This is a genomic window from Leifsonia sp. McL0627 (assembly GCF_058244615.1).
In genome coordinates this window covers 768,096-786,685 of sequence record NZ_JBZCGM010000003.1, presented here as the reverse complement: position 1 = coordinate 786,685, position 18,590 = coordinate 768,096, and the positions used below count along the sequence as shown (strand labels likewise).

At 68.2% G+C, this 18,590-nt stretch carries 21 protein-coding genes; 10 read left to right on the top strand and 11 right to left on the bottom strand.

Annotation, left to right across the window (positions count from 1 at the left end):
• Window positions 1-53 precede the first annotated feature (53 nt).
• Window positions 54-1,883: an AMP-dependent synthetase/ligase gene (locus tag AC37TH_RS11995; protein WP_490764577.1), complete on the top strand. Its 1,830-nt coding sequence runs from the start codon at window positions 54-56 to the stop codon at window positions 1,881-1,883.
• Here the strand turns inward: AC37TH_RS11995 and AC37TH_RS11990 are convergent.
• From AC37TH_RS11990 to AC37TH_RS11975, 4 genes are all read right to left on the bottom strand, one after another.
• The gene (locus AC37TH_RS11990) at window positions 1,880-2,725 is read right to left on the bottom strand and encodes an NAD-dependent epimerase/dehydratase family protein (RefSeq protein ID WP_490764576.1); all 846 of its coding nucleotides are present in this window, start codon (window positions 2,723-2,725) and stop codon (window positions 1,880-1,882) included. The two genes, AC37TH_RS11995 and AC37TH_RS11990, sit on opposite strands and share 4 nt — an antisense overlap.
• A gap of 20 nt (window positions 2,726-2,745) precedes the next feature.
• Window positions 2,746-3,237, bottom strand: a complete 492-nt coding sequence (gene def, locus AC37TH_RS11985) for a peptide deformylase (RefSeq protein ID WP_490764575.1) — start codon at window positions 3,235-3,237, stop codon at window positions 2,746-2,748.
• Window positions 3,238-3,272: 35 nt separating this feature from the next.
• The gene (locus AC37TH_RS11980; RefSeq protein ID WP_490764574.1) at window positions 3,273-4,592 is read right to left on the bottom strand and encodes a MinD/ParA family ATP-binding protein; all 1,320 of its coding nucleotides are present in this window, start codon (window positions 4,590-4,592) and stop codon (window positions 3,273-3,275) included.
• 142 nt (window positions 4,593-4,734) lie between these two features.
• Entirely contained in the window at window positions 4,735-8,139 is a 3,405-nt protein-coding gene (locus AC37TH_RS11975) for a pyruvate carboxylase (RefSeq protein ID WP_490764573.1), read from the bottom strand.
• Between the two features lie 80 nt (window positions 8,140-8,219).
• Between AC37TH_RS11975 and AC37TH_RS11970 the strand changes: the two genes are divergently transcribed.
• Window positions 8,220-9,026, top strand: coding sequence for a ParA family protein (locus AC37TH_RS11970; protein WP_085368010.1), 807 nt, complete (start codon window positions 8,220-8,222; stop codon window positions 9,024-9,026).
• A 115-nt stretch (window positions 9,027-9,141) separates the two neighbouring features.
• Here AC37TH_RS11970 and AC37TH_RS11965 read toward each other — a convergent pair whose 3' ends face one another.
• The 4 genes from AC37TH_RS11965 to AC37TH_RS11950 all read right to left on the bottom strand — a co-directional run bounded on the left by AC37TH_RS11965 (window position 9,142) and on the right by AC37TH_RS11950 (window position 11,685).
• Window positions 9,142-9,687 (bottom strand): MerR family transcriptional regulator, encoded by a 546-nt coding sequence (locus AC37TH_RS11965; protein WP_490764572.1) that lies wholly within the window; start codon window positions 9,685-9,687, stop codon window positions 9,142-9,144.
• 142 nt (window positions 9,688-9,829) lie between these two features.
• Window positions 9,830-10,528 (bottom strand): transcriptional regulator FtsR, encoded by a 699-nt coding sequence (ftsR, locus tag AC37TH_RS11960; RefSeq protein ID WP_490764571.1) that lies wholly within the window; start codon window positions 10,526-10,528, stop codon window positions 9,830-9,832.
• 26 nt (window positions 10,529-10,554) lie between these two features.
• Complete coding sequence (locus tag AC37TH_RS11955) at window positions 10,555-11,058, bottom strand: FHA domain-containing protein (protein WP_490764570.1); 504 nt, start codon at window positions 11,056-11,058, stop codon at window positions 10,555-10,557.
• A 12-nt stretch (window positions 11,059-11,070) separates the two neighbouring features.
• Window positions 11,071-11,685, bottom strand: coding sequence for a CDP-alcohol phosphatidyltransferase family protein (locus AC37TH_RS11950; protein WP_490764569.1), 615 nt, complete (start codon window positions 11,683-11,685; stop codon window positions 11,071-11,073).
• A 79-nt stretch (window positions 11,686-11,764) separates the two neighbouring features.
• On the opposite strand from AC37TH_RS11950, the gene AC37TH_RS11945 reads away from it, so the two are divergent.
• Window positions 11,765-12,595, top strand: a complete 831-nt coding sequence (locus tag AC37TH_RS11945; RefSeq protein WP_490764568.1) for a DUF1295 domain-containing protein — start codon at window positions 11,765-11,767, stop codon at window positions 12,593-12,595.
• On the opposite strand, the gene AC37TH_RS11940 is transcribed toward AC37TH_RS11945, so the two are convergent.
• The gene (locus tag AC37TH_RS11940) at window positions 12,579-13,112 is read right to left on the bottom strand and encodes a hypothetical protein (protein WP_490764567.1); all 534 of its coding nucleotides are present in this window, start codon (window positions 13,110-13,112) and stop codon (window positions 12,579-12,581) included. The two genes, AC37TH_RS11945 and AC37TH_RS11940, sit on opposite strands and share 17 nt — an antisense overlap.
• A gap of 71 nt (window positions 13,113-13,183) precedes the next feature.
• On the opposite strand from AC37TH_RS11940, the gene AC37TH_RS11935 reads away from it, so the two are divergent.
• The 3 genes from AC37TH_RS11935 to AC37TH_RS11925 are packed head-to-tail and all read left to right on the top strand — an operon-like array spanning window position 13,184 to window position 14,816.
• The gene (locus AC37TH_RS11935; RefSeq protein ID WP_490764566.1) at window positions 13,184-13,630 is read left to right on the top strand and encodes a hypothetical protein; all 447 of its coding nucleotides are present in this window, start codon (window positions 13,184-13,186) and stop codon (window positions 13,628-13,630) included.
• Window positions 13,631-13,632: 2 nt separating this feature from the next.
• On the top strand, window positions 13,633-14,004 hold the full coding sequence (locus tag AC37TH_RS11930; RefSeq protein WP_490764565.1) for an RNA-binding S4 domain-containing protein: 372 nt from the start codon (window positions 13,633-13,635) through the stop codon (window positions 14,002-14,004).
• Window positions 14,004-14,816, top strand: coding sequence for a DUF72 domain-containing protein (locus AC37TH_RS11925; protein ID WP_490764564.1), 813 nt, complete (start codon window positions 14,004-14,006; stop codon window positions 14,814-14,816). The genes AC37TH_RS11930 and AC37TH_RS11925 overlap by 1 nt, the downstream gene beginning before the upstream one ends.
• Here AC37TH_RS11925 and AC37TH_RS11920 read toward each other — a convergent pair.
• Together AC37TH_RS11920 and AC37TH_RS11915 are read right to left on the bottom strand one after the other, a co-directional pair.
• Window positions 14,813-15,202 (bottom strand): VOC family protein, encoded by a 390-nt coding sequence (locus tag AC37TH_RS11920; RefSeq protein WP_490764563.1) that lies wholly within the window; start codon window positions 15,200-15,202, stop codon window positions 14,813-14,815. The two genes, AC37TH_RS11925 and AC37TH_RS11920, sit on opposite strands and share 4 nt — an antisense overlap.
• Window positions 15,203-15,240: 38 nt before the next feature.
• A complete protein-coding gene (locus AC37TH_RS11915) occupies window positions 15,241-16,191 on the bottom strand; it encodes a J domain-containing protein (RefSeq protein ID WP_490764562.1) in 951 nt (316 codons plus the stop codon).
• A gap of 204 nt (window positions 16,192-16,395) precedes the next feature.
• On the opposite strand from AC37TH_RS11915, the gene AC37TH_RS11910 reads away from it, so the two are divergent.
• From AC37TH_RS11910 to AC37TH_RS11895, 4 genes are all read left to right on the top strand, one after another.
• Complete coding sequence (locus AC37TH_RS11910; protein WP_490764561.1) at window positions 16,396-16,776, top strand: glyoxalase superfamily protein; 381 nt, start codon at window positions 16,396-16,398, stop codon at window positions 16,774-16,776.
• Window positions 16,777-16,896: 120 nt separating this feature from the next.
• Window positions 16,897-17,274: an ArsR/SmtB family transcription factor gene (locus tag AC37TH_RS11905; RefSeq protein WP_490764560.1), complete on the top strand. Its 378-nt coding sequence runs from the start codon at window positions 16,897-16,899 to the stop codon at window positions 17,272-17,274.
• The gene (locus AC37TH_RS11900; RefSeq protein ID WP_490764559.1) at window positions 17,271-17,753 is read left to right on the top strand and encodes an SRPBCC family protein; all 483 of its coding nucleotides are present in this window, start codon (window positions 17,271-17,273) and stop codon (window positions 17,751-17,753) included. Before AC37TH_RS11905 ends, AC37TH_RS11900 begins: the two co-directional genes overlap by 4 nt.
• Complete coding sequence (locus AC37TH_RS11895; RefSeq protein WP_490764558.1) at window positions 17,750-18,580, top strand: alpha/beta fold hydrolase; 831 nt, start codon at window positions 17,750-17,752, stop codon at window positions 18,578-18,580. Before AC37TH_RS11900 ends, AC37TH_RS11895 begins: the two co-directional genes overlap by 4 nt.
• Window positions 18,581-18,590: the final 10 nt, after the last annotated feature.

Genomic DNA, 18,590 nt, shown 5'->3' with positions numbered 1-18,590 from the left:
CGGCGGAAGCCATCTGGCCGCCTGACGTCCACCCCGGTACCAAGGGAGTTACCGTGCACCAGTTCGATAGTCCAGCAATCGTCCCCGCCGACCCGGAGGCGAACGCGACCGACCTTCTCGTCGACCGCGTGGCCGCCACTCCGGATGCGCCGCTGTTCAGCATCCCGGACGGCGACACCTGGACGGATGTGACCGCGGCGGAGTTCCTGCGCCAGGTCGTCGCGCTCTCCAAGGGGTTCGTCGAGGCGGGCATCCAGCCGGGCGACAAGATCGGCCTGATGTGCAAGACCCGCTACGAGTGGTCGCTGATCGACTTCGCCGCCTGGTTCGCCGGTGCCGTGCTGGTGCCGATCTACGAGACCTCCTCTCCTGCCCAGGTGCAGTGGAACATGAGCGACTCCGGCGCCATCGCCGTCATCCTGGAGAACGCGGAGATGTTCTCCCGGTTCGACGAGGTGCACGCCGACCTCCCCCTCATCCAGAACGTGTGGCAGCTCCACCTCGGCGACCTGGACAAGCTCGCAGCCTCCGGCACGGGCATCCCGGACGGCGAGATCGAGCGCAGAAGGAACCTCGCCCGCGGTGAGGACATCGGCACGCTCATCTATACGTCGGGGTCCACCGGCAAGCCCAAGGGCTGCGTGCTCACCCACGCGAACTTCGTGGAACTCTCCCGCAACTCGGCCGAGGCGCTGAAAGAGGTCGTGATGCAGCCGGGTGGCGCATCCACGCTGCTGTTCATCACCACGGCGCACGTCTTCGCGCGCTTCATCGCCGTGCTCTGCGTGACCGCCGGTGTGAAGGTCGGCCACCAGGCGGACACCAAGCAGCTGCTCCCCGCGCTGGCGAGCTTCAAGCCGACGTTCCTCCTCGCCGTGCCCCGCGTGTTCGAGAAGGTCTACAACTCCGCTGAGCAGAAGGCGGAGTCCGGCGGCCGGGGCAAGATCTTCCGTCAGGCCGCCGCCGTGGCCGTCGAGCACTCGAAGGCCGTCGAGGCCGGCTCCGTGCCGTTCGGTCTGCGTCTGCGCTTCGCGATCTTCGACCGGCTGGTCTACAGCAAGCTGCGTGCCGCGATGGGCGGCCGGGTGAAGTACGCCGTGTCCGGCTCCGCGCCGCTCGGCTCGCACCTCGGCCACTTCTTCCACAGCCTCGGCATCAAGATCCTGGAAGGTTACGGGCTGACCGAGACCACGGCGCCCGCGACGGTCAACCGGCCGGACACGTTCAAGATCGGCACCGTCGGGCCTGCCCTTCCCGGTGTCTCCGTCCGCCTCGCCGACGACGGCGAGATCGAGGTCAAGGGCATCAACGTCTTCAAGGAGTACTGGAAGAACCCGGAGGCCACCGCGGCCGCGTTCGACGACGGCTGGTTCCGCACCGGCGACCTCGGCTCCTTCGACGACCAGGGCTTCCTCACCATCACCGGCCGCAAGAAGGAGATCATCGTCACGGCGGGCGGCAAGAACGTCTCCCCCGCCGCCCTCGAAGACCCGGTGCGGGCCAACCCGCTGATCAGCCAGGTGATCGTCGTCGGCGATCAGAAGCCGTTCATCGCGGCCCTCGTCACGCTCGACACCGAGATGCTCCCCACCTGGCTCGCGAACAACGGCGAGGACAAAGACATGACGCTGGCGGAGGCGTCGGTCAACCCGGCCGTCTACGCCGAGGTCGAGCGCGCCATCGAGGCTGCGAACGGCGGGGTCTCCCGGGCGGAGTCCATCCGCAAGTTCGTGATCCTGTCCACAGACCTCACCGAGGCGAGCGGACACCTGACGCCGAAGCTCAGCATCAAGCGCAACGTGATCCTCGCCGACTTCGCCGACGTGATCGACGGCATCTACAGCGGATCCCCTGCGACGCAGGGCATCTCGCTAGCGCACTAGACCTCGTCCCGCCAGGAGTGCTTCGGCTCGTAGCCGAGCACCCTGCGGGCCTTGGCGATGGACAGCAAGGTGTCGTTGACGCCTAGCTCGCCCTTCAGCGGGACACCGGGGAAGACCTCGGCCACCAGCTCGTCGTTCGGACGGGACATCACCGTGTCGGCGGCGGCGATGATGAAGCGGTCGAACCCGGTGGTGTCCCACTCCAGGGCGCGCAGGATGGCTTGTGCTCCGTCTCGGCCGTCGATGTAACCCCAGAGGTTCCACTTGCGCGCGGTCGCGTCGGCGTCGTATCCGGGGAACGCGGCGTAGTCCTCCGGGTTCATCACGTTGGAGAACCGCAGCGCCACGATCTTGAGCGCCGGATCCCAGCGCACCAGCTCGATCGCCAGCTGCTCTTCGAGGTGCTTCACGAGGGAGTACGTGCTCTCCGGGCGGGCCGGGTAGTCCTCATCCACCGGGATGTACGGCGGCGGCACGTCGAACGGCAGGCCGAGGACCGTCTCGCTCGACGCGTAGACGACGTTCCGGATGCCCGCCCTCCGCGCAGCCTGGAACACGTTGTATGTGACCCGGATGTTGTTGTGGAACGTGGCGACGTCGCTCAGGATGCCCGGGGCAGGGATGGCGGCGAGGTGCACGATGGCGTCGAAGCCGTCGTGCTGGTCGTTGACGCCGAGGATCGCATCCAGCGTCTGCCCGTAGTCGGTCAGATCGACCCGGACGAAGCCAGGCCCACGCTCCCCCGTCGCATCCAGATTGATGACGGAGTTGCCCGCCGCCGTGAGTTCGCGCACGACCGTGCGCCCGAGCTTGCCTGATCCACCGGTGACCGCGATTCGCATGCCGCCAGTCTAGAGGGCGGTCAGAACCAGTCGGACTCGCGGACCTGCTTCATCGCCTCGCGCCTGGTGTCTTTGTCGAGGCGGTCGAGGTAGAGCTTGCCGTCCAGATGGTCGGTCTCGTGCTGGATGGCCTGTGCCATCACGCCGGTGCCGGACAGCTCGACCTCGTTGCCATCGAGGTCGACGCCGCGCACCTTCGCGTACGGGTAGCGCGAGGTCGTGAACCAGAGTCCGGGGACGGAGAGGCACCCCTCGTCCATCAGTTCCGGCTCGCCGGAGAGTTCGACGATGACCGGGTTGATGATGTAGCCGACGTCCCCATCCACGTTGTAGCTGAACGCCCGCAGGTTGACGCCGATCTGCGGGGCCGCGACACCGGCGCGTCCGGGCGGCAACACGCTGTCGACCAGGTCTTCCACCAGGCCGCGCACCCCGTCGTCGATGTCGCCGACGGGGTCGGACACGGTCTTGAGGACGGGGTCGCCGAACAGGCGGATCTGACGTTCGGTCACAGCTGTCTCCTTGGCAGGGGCACGGGATGCGCGGCTCAGGCGCGCGTGGCGGGCAGGCCCTCGACCACGAGTGCGGCGAGGGTGCGCGCCGACTGCTTGGTCAGGGGCTTCAGGTCTTTGTACGACACGACGGAGCCTGCGGCGAGCTGCGGGTCGTACGGGATGCGCACGACTTCGCGAACGCGCGACAGGAAGTGCGACTCGATCTCTTCCAGCTTCACCAGGTTGGTGCCCTGGGTGGCCGTGTTGAGGGCGACGACCGCATTGCGCACCAGGTCGCCGTAGCCGTTGGCTTCGAGCCAGGTCAACGTCTCCGAGGCCAGGCGAGCCTCGTCGACGCTGCCGCCGGAGACGATGACGACGGAGTCGGCACGCTGCAGGGTCGCACGCATCACCGAGTGGACGATGCCCGTTCCGCAGTCGGTGAGCACGATCGAGTAGAACCGGGCAGAGAGGTCGGCGACGACGTTGTAGTCGTTCTCGTCGAACGCCTCGGACAGCAGAGGGTCGGTGTCCGATGCGAGGATGTCGAGCCGGGTCTCGTCGCGCGACACGAGCGCCGAGAAGTCGGTGAAGCCGCCGATGGTCGCTGCCTTGTGCACCACATCCCGGACGGTCGCCCTGGTCTGCTTGGGGACTCGCTCCGACAGCGTGCCGCGATCGGGGTTCGCGTCGATGGCCACGATGCGGTCTTCGCGGGCGTCGGCCAGCGCCATCCCGAGCAGAGCGGTCACGGTGGTCTTGCCGACGCCGCCCTTGCGGGTGAGCACGGGCACGAAGCGGGTCCCGCCCTCGAACTGCTTCTGGATGCGGTGGTCGAGTTCCTTGCGGGCGCGCACCTTGGCAGAGTCGCCGAGGTTCACCATCCGGAAGGTGACGTTGTACACGAAGCGCTGCCAGCCGCCCTCTGGACCGGGCCTGGTCTTGCGGTTGACCTCGAGCAGGCGGTCGGCGGTGAGCATGGCGGCCGGCTCCGGCTGCTGCGAGTGCTCGCCGCGCAGGCGTCCACGGCGGGACTGCGAGAACGGGTCGGACGACGGCAGTTCGGGGATCTCCTGCGGAGCAGCCGCCTGCGCCGCTGCGCCGGGAAGCGTGCCTGTCGGGCCTGTGGTGAGACGGGAAGCGACAATGGCGACCGACATGGTGGTCGGCTCGGCGGGCGACGCCACGAAACCGGGGTCGACCGGGACTTCGTCGATCGCGACGGCCGCCTCGTCCTCCGGCACCTCGGGCGCCGGGGCGGGCGGCAGGTCGACCGCGATGCTGAGCGTGTCCGGAACCGAGATGGTCAGATCGTCATCAGGCGACACGAGCGCGCCCGGTTCGGGACGCTCGGGCTTGAGGTTGTCTGGCACGGATCACATCTCTCTCTGTCGCTGCGAGCGACGGCCACCAGTTTACCCGGGTGGCGGACACAGCAATCGAGTCCGGACTTGTGTACGCGACACGCCGGGGTGAAGCGTACATAAGTCCGGACTCGATTATGGGGGTTGGGGGTTAGGCGGGGGCGACGACGACGAGGAGGTCGCCCGCGTCGACCTGCTGGGTCTTGGGGATGGCGAGGCGCTCGATGGTGCCGGCGATGGGGGCGGTGATGGCCGCCTCCATCTTCATGGCCTCGATCGAGGCGACGGACTGACCGGCGGCGACGGTGTCGCCGACAGCGACCTGCAGGGTGACGACGCCGGAGAACGGAGCCGCGACCTGTCCGGGCTTGGCTGTGTCCGCCTTCTCGGCCGCCTTCGCCTCCACCACGATGCCGCGATCGCGCACGAACACCGGCCGGAGCTGGCCGTTGAGCGTGGTCATGACCGTGCGCATCCCCTTCTCGTCGGCCTCGCCGATGGCTTCGAGGCCGATGTAGAGGCGCACGCCCTTGTCGATCTCGATGACGTGCTCCGTGCCCTGCCGGAGCCCGTAGAGGTAGTCGAGCGAGTCGACGACCGAGAGATCTCCGAAGAGCTCCCTCATCTGCTCGTAGATGCGCGTCGGGGCAGGGAACAGCAGGCGGTTGAGGGTGGAGCGGCGCTCCTCGCTCGTGCCTTCCAGCAGCTTCGCGTCGGCCGGGGAGAGGTCTTCGACGCCGATCTTCACGGTCTTGCCCGCGAGGACCTTCGTGCGGAACGGCTCCGGCCATCCACCGGGCAGTTCGCCCAGCTCGCCCGCCATGAAGCCGACCACCGAGTCTGGGATGTCGTAGTTCTGCGGGTTCTCGGCGAAGTCGGCCGGGTCGGCGTGCACGGCGGCGAGGTGCAGGGCGAGGTCGCCGACGACCTTGGACGACGGCGTCACCTTCGGGATGCGCCCGAGGATCTGGTTCGCCGCGGCGTACATGTCCTCGACCAGCTCGAAGTCCTCTGCGAGGCCGAGCGCCTTCGCCTGCTGGCGTAGGTTGGAGAGCTGACCGCCCGGGATCTCGTGCTTGTAGACGCGTCCTGTGGGGCCGGGCAGACCGGACTCGAACGGCCGGTAGACCTGACGGACGGCCTCCCAGTACGGCTCCAGCGCGTTGACGGACGCCAGCGAGATGCCGGTGTCGCGCTCGGTGTGCGCGAGGGCCGCGACCAGGGCGGACGCGCTCGGCTGGCTCGTGGTTCCGGCCATCGGCGCGCTGGCCACGTCGACCGCGTCGGCACCGGCACGGCTGGCCGCGAGCAGGGTCGCGAGCTGGCCGCCTGGGGTGTCGTGCGTGTGGACGTGCACCGGCAGGTCGAAGCGCTCGCGGAACGCGGAGACGAGCTTCTCGGCGGCGGCGGGACGCAGCAGACCGGCCATATCCTTGATCGCGAGGATGTGCGCGCCGGAGTCCACGATCTGCTCAGCGAGCTTCAGGTAGTAGTCGAGCGTGTAGAGGTCTTCTGCCGGGTCGAGCAGGTCGCCGGTGTAGCAGACGGCGACCTCGGCGACGGCCGTGCCGGTGGCGAGAACCGACTCGATGGCCGGGCGCATCTGCGAGACGTCGTTGAGGGCGTCGAAGATGCGGAAGATGTCGACACCGGTGGCCGCGGCCTCCCGGACGAACGCATCCGTCACCTGGGTGGGATACGGCGTGTACCCGACCGTGTTGCGACCGCGCAGCAGCATCTGGATGTTCACGTTCGGCAGCGCTTCGCGGAGGGTCGCGAGACGCTCCCACGGGTCTTCGCCGAGGAAGCGGAGCGCGACGTCGTACGTCGCGCCTCCCCACGCCTCGACCGAGAGCAGCTCCGGAGTCATGCGGGCGACGTACGGCGCGACGGCGAGCAGGTCGCGGGTGCGGACGCGGGTCGCGAGCAGCGACTGGTGCGCGTCGCGGAAGGTGGTCTCCGTCACGGCGAGGGCGGTCTGCTCACGCAGCGCCTTCGCGAACCCGGCCGGGCCGAGTTCGAGCAGCTTCTGCCGCGAACCGGACGGCGCAGGAGCCGACAGGTCGATGGCGGGAAGCTTGTCGACAGGCGCGTGCGTCTCCGGGCGGACGCCGTTCGGCTGGTTGACGGTGACGTCGGCGAGCCAGTTGAGCACCTTGGTGCCGCGGTCTTTGGAGGCACGGCCCTTGAAAAGCTCGGGTCGCTCCTCGATGAACGAGGTGCTGACGTTGCCTGCGATGAAGTCCGGGTCGTCGAGCACGGCCTGCAGGAACGGGATGTTCGTGGCGACACCGCGGATGCGGAACTCGGCCAGGCCTCGGCGGGCACGGCTCACCGCTGCGGCGAAGTCGCGGCCGCGGCAGGTCATCTTGGCCAGCATCGAGTCGAAGTGCGGGCTGATCTGCGCGCCGGGGTTGATGGTTCCGCCGTCGAGACGGATGCCGCCGCCGCCCGGCGAGCGGTAGGTGGTGATCTTGCCGGTGTCCGGGCGGAACCCGGCTGTCGGGTCTTCCGTGGTGATGCGGCACTGCAGCGCGGCGCCGCGGATGTGCACGGTCTCCTGGCTGAGCCCGAGGTCGGCAAGCGACTCCCCCGCCGCGATGCGCATCTGCGCCTGCACCAGGTCGACGTCGGTGATCTCCTCGGTGACCGTGTGCTCCACCTGGATGCGCGGGTTCATCTCGATGAAGACGTGCTCGCCCGCGCGCTCCCCGGCCGTGTCGAGCAGGAACTCGACCGTTCCGGCGTTCTCGTAGCCGATCGACTTCGCGAACGCGATGGCGTCGGCGTAGAGGGCCTGGCGGGTCGTCTCGTCGAGGTTCGGCGCCGGGGCGATCTCGATGACCTTCTGGTGGCGGCGCTGAACGGAGCAGTCGCGCTCGAACAGGTGCATCGTGCCACCCTGAGAGTCCGCGAGGATCTGCACCTCGATGTGGCGGGGCCGTAACACGGCCTGCTCCAGGAACATCGTCGGGTCACCGAAGGCGCTGTCCGCCTCGCGCATCGCCTCTTCGAGCGCTCCACGGAGGTCGTCCTTGGTGTTGACACGACGCATCCCTCGCCCGCCGCCGCCGGCGACGGCCTTGGCGAAGATCGGGAAGCCGATCTCGTCCGACTGCGAGATGAGCAGGTCGATGTCCTTCGACGGAGGGGTGGACTTGAGCACGGGGACGCCCGCCTCGATGGCGTGCTCCTTGGCCGTGACCTTGTTGCCTGCCATCTCCAGCACGCGCGACGGCGGGCCGATGAAGGTGATGCCGGCCTCGCGGGCGGCTTCTGCCAGCTCGGGGTTCTCCGACAGGAAGCCGTATCCGGGGTAGATCGCGTCGGCGCCGCACTCCTTGGCGACACGGATGATCTCGGACACATCGAGGTATGCGCGCACCGGGTGACCGGGCTCGCCGATCTGGTACGCCTCGTCCGCCTTCAGGCGGTGCATGGAATTGCGGTCCTCATACGGGAAGACCGCCACGGTCTGAGCGCCGAGCTCGTAAGCGGCCCTGAAGGCCCTGATGGCGATTTCACCGCGGTTGGCAACGAGGATCTTACGGAACATGGGGACCTTTCGAGCAGGGGGCTACGCCACACAGCAAACGGTTAGGTTCTCTAAGACTAGTGAAGGTAACGTGGCTTCTTGTGCACGTACTCAGCGTTAGTTCCCTCAAGGGCGGTGTCGGAAAGACCACAGTGACGCTTGGACTGGCCTCCGCGGCATTCGCGAAGGGACTCCGAACGCTCGTGGTCGACCTCGACCCGCAATCGGACGTGTCCACGGGCATGGACATCCAGGTCGCCGGACACCTCAACGTCGCCGACGTGCTCGCGTCGCCGAAGGAGAAGATCGTCCGTGCGGCGATCGCGCCCTCCGGCTGGACCAAGGGCCGCTCCGGCAAGATCGACGTCATGATCGGCAGCCCGTCCGCCATCAACTTCGACGGCCCGCACCCGAGCATCCGGGACATCTGGAAGCTCGAGGAGGCGCTGGCGAACGTCGAGCACGACTATGAGCTCGTGCTGATCGACTGCGCCCCGTCGCTCAACGCATTGACCCGCACCGCGTGGGCGGCCAGCGACCGCGTGGCCGTCGTCACCGAGCCCGGGCTGTTCTCCGTCGCCGCCGCCGACCGCGCGCTGCGGGCGATCGAGGAGATCCGCCGCGGCCTCTCCCCCCGGCTCCAGCCGCTCGGCATCATCGTGAACCGTGCGCGCGTGCAGTCGCTGGAGCACCAGTTCCGCATCAAAGAGCTGCGCGACATGTTCGGGCCGCTCGTGCTCTCCCCGCAACTGCCGGAGCGCACGTCGCTGCAGCAGGCGCAGGGCGCCGCGAAGCCCCTGCACGTCTGGCCGGGCGAAAGCGCTCAGGAGATGGCGCACAACTTCGACATGCTGCTCGAGCGCGTGCTGCGCACGGCCCGCATCGGAGAGTACGCCGTCGCACCGTAGCGGTCGCTCGCGGTCGCCAGCGGTCACGCGCATCCGGTGGGTGCGTCGTACCGGGATGCGGTGAACCCGCGGTGCGGTGAACCCGCGGTGCGGTGAACCCGCGGAGAGTCTGAGCTCAGGACGCCTTGGAGGCGCGGCGCGCGGACAGCTCGTCCATCGCGTCCGTCTGGGTGTCGAGCTCGACGAGACTCGTCTCGACCTCGCGGAGGACCTTGCCGACGGCGATGCCGAAGACGCCCTGACCGCGGCTCACGAGGTCGATGACCTCGTCGTTGGACGTGCAGAGGTAGACGCTCGCGCCGTCGCTCATCAGCGTGGTCTGGGCGAGGTCGCTGACCCCGGACTCGCGGAGCTGGTTGACCGCCGTGCGGATCTGCTGCAGCGAGATGCCGGTGTCGAGGAGACGCTTGACGAGCTTGAGAACGAGGATGTCGCGGAAACCGTAGAGGCGCTGCGAGCCGGACCCGGCCGCGCCGCGCACGGTCGGCTCGACGAGCCCGGTGCGGGCCCAGTAGTCGAGCTGACGGTAGGAGATGCCGGCCGCGCGGGCGGCGACGGCGCCGCGATACCCGTTCGCGTCGTCCATCTCGGGGAGGCCGTCGGTGAACAGCAGCCCCAGACCATACCGGGCAGCGTCGTTGTCACGACTCAGTTCACTCATGGGTTCGCCTCTCGCCCGGTCTTGGGATGCGCACGTTCGACGGGCGCATCATCCACGGTACCCATGGTCAGGGTCGCGGGCAACGACATTCGCCGTTTGACTATCGGCGTGTCGAGCCGATCCGTCAGTCGGTCCGCCGAGGTCATGGCTGAATACGTGCAAGAGCCGACCGGATGATGCTCCCGCGCACCACATCGAGCTGTCCGGAGATCTCCCTGGCCAGCTCGGCGGTCTGCGCCCTGCTCGACACGTCGTTGCGCCGGGCGATCGGCACGAGCGCCGTCTCGATCAGGCCGAGCTCGCGCTGCGCCGCCGCGCGGAAGCCGCGCAGATGGCGGGGTTCGATGCCGTGCCGTTGCAGCTCGACGAGGGCGCGCAGCACCGTGAGCGTCTCCTCGCCGTAGATCTCGGCCGGCGCGATGACGGAGGCGGTGATCGCATCCTGCAGGAGCTCGGGGCTCGCCTGCGCCTCCCGCAGCAGCTCGCCGCGCTTGAACCGGCGACCGGTGGGTAGCATCGACGGACCGGCGGCGGGAGCGGCACCCGGCGTCGGCGGGTTCAGCCCCGCATCCAGATCGGCGAGATAAGCCTTGATGACTTTCAGCGGCAGGTAGTGGTCGCGCTGCATCCCGAGCACGACCCGCAGCCGCTCGACGTCGTCCGGAGAGAACTTGCGATATCCGGAGGCGGTTCGTGCGGGAGAGACGAGTCCGCGCTCCTCGAGGAAGCGCAGCTTCGACGACGAGAGATCGGGGAACTCCGGCGTCAGACGCGCCAGCACCTGCCCGATGCTGAGCAGCGCGGGCGATCCGCCCCGAGCGCTCGCTGCTTGCCGCGCCACTAGCTCTGTGCCACTGACTCGGGCCGCTAGCTCTGAGCCGGCGCTGCGAGGTCGAGACGCGAGGCGTAGAACGTGAGCCGGAACTTGCCGATCTGCACTTCGGCGGAGTCGGAGAGCAGGGCGCTCTCGATGCGGACCCCGTCGTAGTACGTGCCGTTCAGCGATCCGAGGTCGCGGACTTCGAACGCCGTTCCCCGCCGAGTGAACTCCGCGTGACGACGCGACACGGTCACATCGTCGAGGAAGATGTCAGCGTTCGGGTGGCGTCCTGCGCTCGTCACATCGGCGTCGAGCAGGAAGCGCGCACCGGTGTTCGGCCCTCGTCGCACGATGAGCAGCGCGGAGCCGGACGGCAGGGCGGCGATGGCCTCCTGCTCCTCCGGGGAGACCTCCCCGTCCATCGGGTACATCTTCGACACGAACTCCTCGCCGAAGCGTGCGGTCGTGTCTTCGTTCCCCGCGGCAGAATTACGCAGGGGGTTGTTCTCGGCGTCATCCGCCGGCCCATTCGGGTATGTCTCGTCAGGCACGTCAACCTCCTCTTATTCCAGCGTATCGGATCGTTCGGCTCCGTCGTCGGCCGGAAGACGGATTACTCTCGCCGTTTCTCCGATATACACGAATCCCGCCCACCAGTAGAGGAACGCTCCCCAGAGCGCGAACGCCCAGCCGAGCGGCAGCGAGAACGGAGCCAGCACGTCGAATGCCTCCCCGAGCATGAGCAGCGGAAGCGCCCAGAACAGGCAGAACGTGGCGACTTTGCCCAGGTGATGCACGGGAAGAGGACCGAAGCCGTTGTTGGCGAGGATGACGCCGAGCACGGCCAGCATCACATCCCGCGCCACGATGACCGCCACCAGCCACCACGGGATGACCTCCCGCCAGGCCAGCCCGATCAGGGCGGCGAAGATGTACAGCCGGTCGGCGGCCGGGTCGAGCAACTGCCCGAGCCTGGACACCTGGTTGAGCCGCCTCGCGAGGAAACCGTCGAGGAAGTCGGTGATGCTGGACACGACGAGCACGAGCAGCGCCAGCGCATCCTGGCCGACGATGATGAATGCGAGGAACACCGGCACCAGGGCGAGCCGGAAGAAGCTGAGGACGTTCGGGATCGTCAGAACCCGCGAACTGACCGCGCGCGCACCGACATCTTCCACGACATACGAGTCTAGTGATCCAACTCCCCGTGCCGCGAAGCTCCCCGGCGCTGCGGAAATGCACGCATAGGATGTGGTCGTGGAGCCTCTCATCGTCAGTCTCTGGGTCCTGGTCGGCGTCTGCGTCGTGACCTGGGTGCTCTCGCTCATCACGGGCGAGCACTCCTGGGTCGACCGCATCTGGTCGGTCGTGCCCGTCGTGTACGTCTGGATCTACGCCGGATCGGCCGGGCTGCAGGACGCACGGCTGAACCTGATGGCGATCCTGGTCACCCTCTGGGGCATCAGGCTCACCTTCAACTTCGCGCGCAAGGGCGGATACGCCCCCGGCGGAGAGGACTACCGCTGGGCGGTGCTCCGCGCACGGATGCCCGCGTGGCAGTTCTGGCTGTTCAACCTGTTCTTCATCGTGATCTACCAGAACGTGCTGCTGTACCTCATCACACTGCCCGCCTGGGTCGCATACCAGCACCAGACACCGCTCGGTGTGCTCGACATCGTCTGCGCCCTGGTGTTCCTGGCCTTCCTGGTCGGCGAGACGGTGGCCGACCAGCAGCAGTGGAACTTCCACCAGTGGAAGAACGCGGAGAGGGCCGCCGGCCGCGACCCGCAGCCGCGCTTCCTGCAGTCCGGGCTGTTCCGCGTCTCCCGTCACCCCAACTTCTTCTTCGAGCAGGCGCAGTGGTGGGTGCTGTTCCTCTTCGGGTGCGTCGCCGCCGGGTCGATCCTGCAGTGGACCGTGATCGGTCCGCTGCTGCTGACCGGGCTGTTCATCGGCTCGACCGTGTTCACCGAGAGCATCTCGCTCGGCCGGTACCCCGAGTACGCGCAGTATCAGCGGCGCACGTCGCCGATCGTGCCGTGGCCACCGCGGCACCGCGGCGACGAGCCCGTCACGGCTGCGCCGTAGCCGGACCGCCCGTCTTCCCTGTCGTCCCTGTTGTTCCGCGCTTCGCGGGCTTCGGGAACGCCGCCCGCATGTGGTCGGAGTCGAGATAGTCGGCGACCCCGATCAGGATGAGACTGAACAGAATCTGCTCGGTGACCATCCAGAGCGGGTACAACCCGGGGATCGCGGCGATCACGAGCGTGACGACCGGGAAGATCTTCGAGAACAGCCGCAGCCGGGAGTACGCCCAGTAGTAGCCCTTCTGCGCCCGCCAGGCGAAATAGAACAGGGTCACGGTCATGCCGAGCACGACGACGCCGCGCATCCAGACCGCCCACGGGACGCTCTGGCCGCCGAGCACGAGCACGGCGGCGATCGCCACCGCGACGAGTCCGAGCACGAACTCCGCGACGAGCAGCCAGGTGATCACCACGAAGGCGCGGCGGGTGCGCGGATCGCGCAGGTTCTCGTCCGGAATCGTGTAATCGGCGTGACGCCCACCAGCGATGCGGTCGAGCATCCTCAGCAGAGATTCCATCCTCCAACGGTAACTCGGACCACGCGCGTCCGCTTCCACCTTTCGATGGACGGAGCGCGTACCGTTGAGCCATGTCGTGCATTCGGTTCAACACCCCGGCCCAGCGTCAGGCGATGCGCGAGCACCGTCCTGCGATGCTCACTGCGGAGGAGGCGGCGGCGCTGCATCCGTCTCCCGCGGTCACCGAGAGCAAGATCCGCCGGCTCCGCCTGCTCGCCACCGATGCGAACCCGAAGATCAGGGAGAGCGTCGCGAGCAGCTACAACACTCCGGAAGACCTGTTCGTCACCCTCGCGAACGACCCGGACGCCGGGGTCCGCGGCTGCGTCGCCAAGAACGAGGCGACGCCGTGCGACATCCTCCGGATGCTCGCCGACGACCGCTCGGAGACCGTGCGCGGCTGGGTGGCCGTCAACTACTTCGTCCCGGAGGACGTGATGGAGAAGCTCGCCACCGACCAGAGCAAGACCGTCCGCAGCCTCGTGAAGTGGAAGAGCCAGCTGGCCGAAGCGGTCTGATCGTGGCAGAACCAGCGAGCGTCCGCGTCGACTCCTGGGCGTGGGCCGTGCGACTCTACAAGACCAGGTCGGCGGCCTCCACCGCGTGCAAGGCCGGGCACCTGCGGGTGAACGGCGACAAGGCCAAACCGGCCACGCCCGTCCGGATCGGCGATGAGGTGCGGGCCAGGGTCGGCGAGACCGAGCGCATCCTGATCGCCAAGCGGCTGATCGTGAAGCGGGTCGGCGCTGCCGTGGCGGCCGAGTGCGTCGACGAGCTGACTCCCCCGCCCCCACCGAAGGCCGAGGCGCCGTCGGCGATCGTGCGCGAGCGCGGAGCCGGGCGCCCGACGAAACGCGACAGGCGCATCCTGGACCAGCTGCGGGGGCGCTGATGGCCGTCGCGCGCGTCGGCATCTCCGGATGGACGTACCCGCCGTGGCGCGGCACGTTCTACCCGAAAGGGCTGCCGCACCGGGCGGAGCTCGCGTACGCGGCAGAGCGTCTCGACTCGATCGAGATCAACGGCAGCTTCTACGCGCTGCAGAAGCCGGCGAGCTACCGGCGCTGGGCCGAGGAGACCGCGGACGACTTCGTGTTCTCGATCAAGGGCGGCCGGTACATCACGCACATCCTGCGGCTCAAGAACGCCCGCGGCGCGGTGGCGAACTTCTGCGCCTCCGGGATGCTGGCGCTCGGCGAGAAGCTGGGGCCCATGCTCTGGCAGCTCCCGCCGAACCTCGCGTTCGATCCGGAGGCGGTCGCCGCGTTCCTCGCGATGCTCCCGCGCACGACGACGGAGGCGGCTGCTCTCGCGGCCGAGACGACACTGGACGAGGACCGGGTGTTCGCGGAAGCCGGGCAGGAGCGGGCGTTGCGGCACGCGATCGAGGTGCGGAGTCACACGTTCGACGTGCCGGAGTTCACGGCCATCGCGCGGGAGGCGGGGGTCGCCATCGTGGTCGCTGACACCGCCGGACGATTCCCGGTCATCCGCGAGACGACCGTCGACTTCCAGTACGTGCGGCTGCACGGCGATGAGGAGCTCTACACGAGCGGGTACACGGCGGAGGCGCTGGTCCGCTGGGCGGACGACATCCGGGGCTGGCTGGCCGAGGACCTCGACGTATACGTGTACTTCGACAACGACGCCAAGGTGCGCTCCCCTGTCGACGCGATGGCGCTGCGCGCCCTCCTCGCGCGCTAATTCTGGATGACGGAGACGACGTTGCCTGCTGGATCGAGGAACCAGGCGATGTTCGGGCCGCGATCTACGTCTTTGCCGCGCAGGATGCCCTTGGCGTCGGTGGGCAGGTTGGGGTCGTCGTAGATGTCTGTCTTCACGCCCTTGGCGTTGAGCTCGTCGACGGCGGCGTCGATGTCCGCGACGACGAGGTTCAGGATGGTGAAGCTCGCCGGGGTGTGATCCGGCTTCGGGTAGATGAAGACGTGACTGCCGGCCGGGAGGGCGAGGTCGAGGTTGCCCATCGGGCCGTCCGTGATGTTCAGGCCGAGGGTGTCGCCGTAGAACGCCTTCGCCGCGGGGATGTCGTCGACGCTGAAACCGCTGAAGATGTCGAGTGGTGTGACCATGGCTCCACTCTGCCCCTCCTGTCCGCGCACGTCTACAGCTAGACGAACCGGATGCTCTCCTGCAGCCGGGTCCGGAGCTCGAACGCGCGATCGACGCTCTCGCGTCCGGCGGCGTTCGCCCCGTTGCGGAGCACCTGCGGCAGGAGCGAGCGTCGCACGAGCAGGGAGCCGGAGAGGCGGCCGCGTTCGATGCGGTCGTACGGCACAGCGAGCGCAGCATCCGGTACCACGATGATCAGCCCGGTGAAGCGCACCCCGACCTGGCGAGAGAACGTCTTCGCGTCGCGCAGCAGGTCGTGGAACGGCTCGTCGTCGCGGTCGATGGTCTGGCCGACCACGTCGCCCTTCGACAGTTTGACCTCTCCGCCCCAGTCTGCTGAGCGGATCGCGAACAGCCCGGCCGGCCCGAGCACGACGTGGTCGAGCTTCGCCGCCGACCGCGGATGCACGGAGACGTCGTTCCAGATCGTGAAGCCGATGCCGAGACCGGCGACAGCGCGTGCCGTCGCCTCCTCGGCGAGTGCAACGGCTAGCAGCTGGCGGATCTCACGCGGGGCGGAGCGGACGAGGCCGGGATCGTACGGGTCGTCGAGCTCGGTGCCCCTGCCCATCCATTCGCGCATCAGGTGCAGGTAGCGTTCGCGCGCCTGCCCGCCGGGGTGACCGTAGCTGCGGGCGCGCACGGTGGCGCCGCGGGACTGCGAGCGGGTGGCGTGGAAGGTGGCGCTGAAGCCGGCCCCGTATGCGTCGTCTGCGGGAATGTCGGCGGCGTATGCCGACTCTCCGCGGTCATAGCGGGCGCGGTCGTCCGGTTCGCCGATGAGCTCCCAGGCGTCTTGCACAGCTTGGAAGCGTGCTGCGGTTCCCCCTGTGTCCGGGTGGGTCTCGCGGAGCAGCCGGCGGTATGCACGGCGAAGGTCGTCGTGGCTGACCGTGGAGGCCACGCCGAGCACCTCGTATGGAGTGGGCGAAGCCGGGCTGTCGCTCATCGCTCGTTCGTCTTTCTCGGCCGTCCGGATGCGGAGGGTTGCTCCGCGCTGCCCTCCGACGATACCGTCACTGCGCTGTGAGCTTGCTCCCCACGAGCCGGGAGTGAGATGTTTTCCACAGTTTTTCATTGCGGCCGGGAACTGACCGCAATGGTCCTTACGCTGGAATCAACGAACGGAACACCGACAGAAAGGGCCCAGCTCATGGCCATCACCGACTGGCGTATCGAACTCATCATCATCCCCGTCACCGACGTCGACCGCGCGAAGGCGTTCTACGTCGACCAGGTGGGCTTCGTCGACGACTTCGACCAGCGGGTCTCGGAGACGCTGCGCTTCGTGCAACTCACCCCTCCCGGTTCTGCCTGCTCGATCGCGTTCGGCGAGGGCCTCACCGACATGGAGCCCGGCTCGCAGCGCGGCCTGCAGATCGTCGTGCCGAATGCCGACGACGCGCTCGCCCACCTGCAGGAGAACGGCGTGGCGGCGGAGGGCGTCGCCGACTTGGCCTGGGGCCGGTTCGTGACGTTCTCCGACCCGGACGGCAACGCGTGGTCGCTGCAGGAGCTGCCGAAGCGGGACTGAACGGCTTCCGGGCACACGATCTCCCGGCACAGGATGCGCGGCGCCTCTTGACAGGCGCCGCGCATCCACTATTCTTGCCTCAGTGGTTATAGAACCACTTGGTTATGAATGGAGATCGGTGTGGAACCGTCGGAGACCGACCAGCTGAGCGCGGTGTTCGCCGCGCTGGCCGACCCCACCCGGCGGCAGATCCTGCTGCGCCTGCAAGACGGCGACGCGTCCGTGAGCGAGCTCGCCGAGCCGTTCGCGATAAGCCAGCCAGCCGTCTCCAAACACCTCAAGGTGCTCGAAAGCGCTGGGCTGGTCTCGCGCAGCAGAGTCGCCACCACCCGCCTCAGCCACCTCGAAGCCGAGCCGCTGCGCGAGGCGACCGAGTGGATGCAGCGGTACAAACGGTTCTGGAACGCGCGGTTCGACCACCTCGACGCGGCCATCGCCGCCTTCCAGCAGCAGGAACAGGAACGCGTGGAGACACACAAGGAGGACGAAGCATCATGAGCGACATCACCCGTCCAGGCGGAATCGCCGACACGGACGTCTACATCACCAGGGCGTTCGACGCCCCGCGTGCAGTGGTCTGGCGATTCTTCCTGCAGCCGGAGCTGCTGGCATCCTGGTTCGCACCCACCGCATACTCGGCGCCGGAGGGGGCCATCGTCGTCGAGCCGCGGGTCGGCGGCCGCTGGGAGCTCGCGATGGTCGAGGACGCGACGGGCACGAGTTTCCCGATGCGCGGCACGATCGTCGAGCTGGTCGAGCCGGAGCTTCTCGTGCTCGACGTGTCCGCTGAAGCGGAGCTCGGATCGCTCGACAGGCTGTTCCTGCGCATCCAGTTCCACGACCACGGCGACCGGACCAGGATCACCCTGCACCAGGGACCGTTCGACATCGACGCCAAGCACGCCACGGAGGTCGGCTGGGGCGAATCGTTCGTGAAGCTCGACGCCCGGCTCGCCGAACAGGAGCGGACAGCATGACCGACAAGACCGCATCCATCGTCACGCCACGTGTCGGAGCCGTCACCTCCGCCGACGGAACGCGCATCGCGTACGAGCGCTCCGGATCGGGCCCTGCGCTGGTCAACGTCGACGGGGCCCTCTGCTCCCGCGCGTTCGGACCGTCCAGGCCGCTCGCCGCGTTCCTCTCCGACCGGTTCACCGTGTACTGCTACGACCGGCGCGGCCGAGGCGACAGCGGCGACCGGCAGCCGTACGCGATCCAGAACGAGATCGACGACCTGCGGGCGGTGATCGACCAGGCGGCGGCGGACACCGGAGGCGCGGTGAACGTCTACGGCAGCTCCTCCGGTGCGGGCATCTCGCTGGAGGCCGCCGCCTCCGGCGTGCCGATGCGACGGCTCGTCACCTATGAAGCGCCGTACATCGCCGACGGGTGGAAGAATCCGGACGTCGACCACCTGGCCGCCGTCCAGGCGCTGCTGGCCGACGGGAAGAACGGCGCCGCGGTCTCCTACTTCCTCACGAAGATGGTCGGAGCTCCCTCCTTCCTGCCGGTGATGATGTGCCTCATGCCGAAGGTGTGGAAGCAACTCACCGCCGTCGCTCCCACGCTGCCGAACGACATTCGGGTGATGAGCGACTTCCGGCTCCCCACCGAGCGACTGTCGGCCATCGGCGTCCCGAGCCTGGTGCTGGTGGGCTCGAAGGCGGCGGCTCCCATGCGCGCCGCCCAGGATGCGCTGGCCGCCACCATCCCCGGCTCGCGCTCCGGGGTGCTCGCCGGGCAGACCCACCAGGTGTCGGAGAAGTCGATCGGGCCGGAAATCGCCGCGTTCTGCGTTTAGCCGCGCGCTG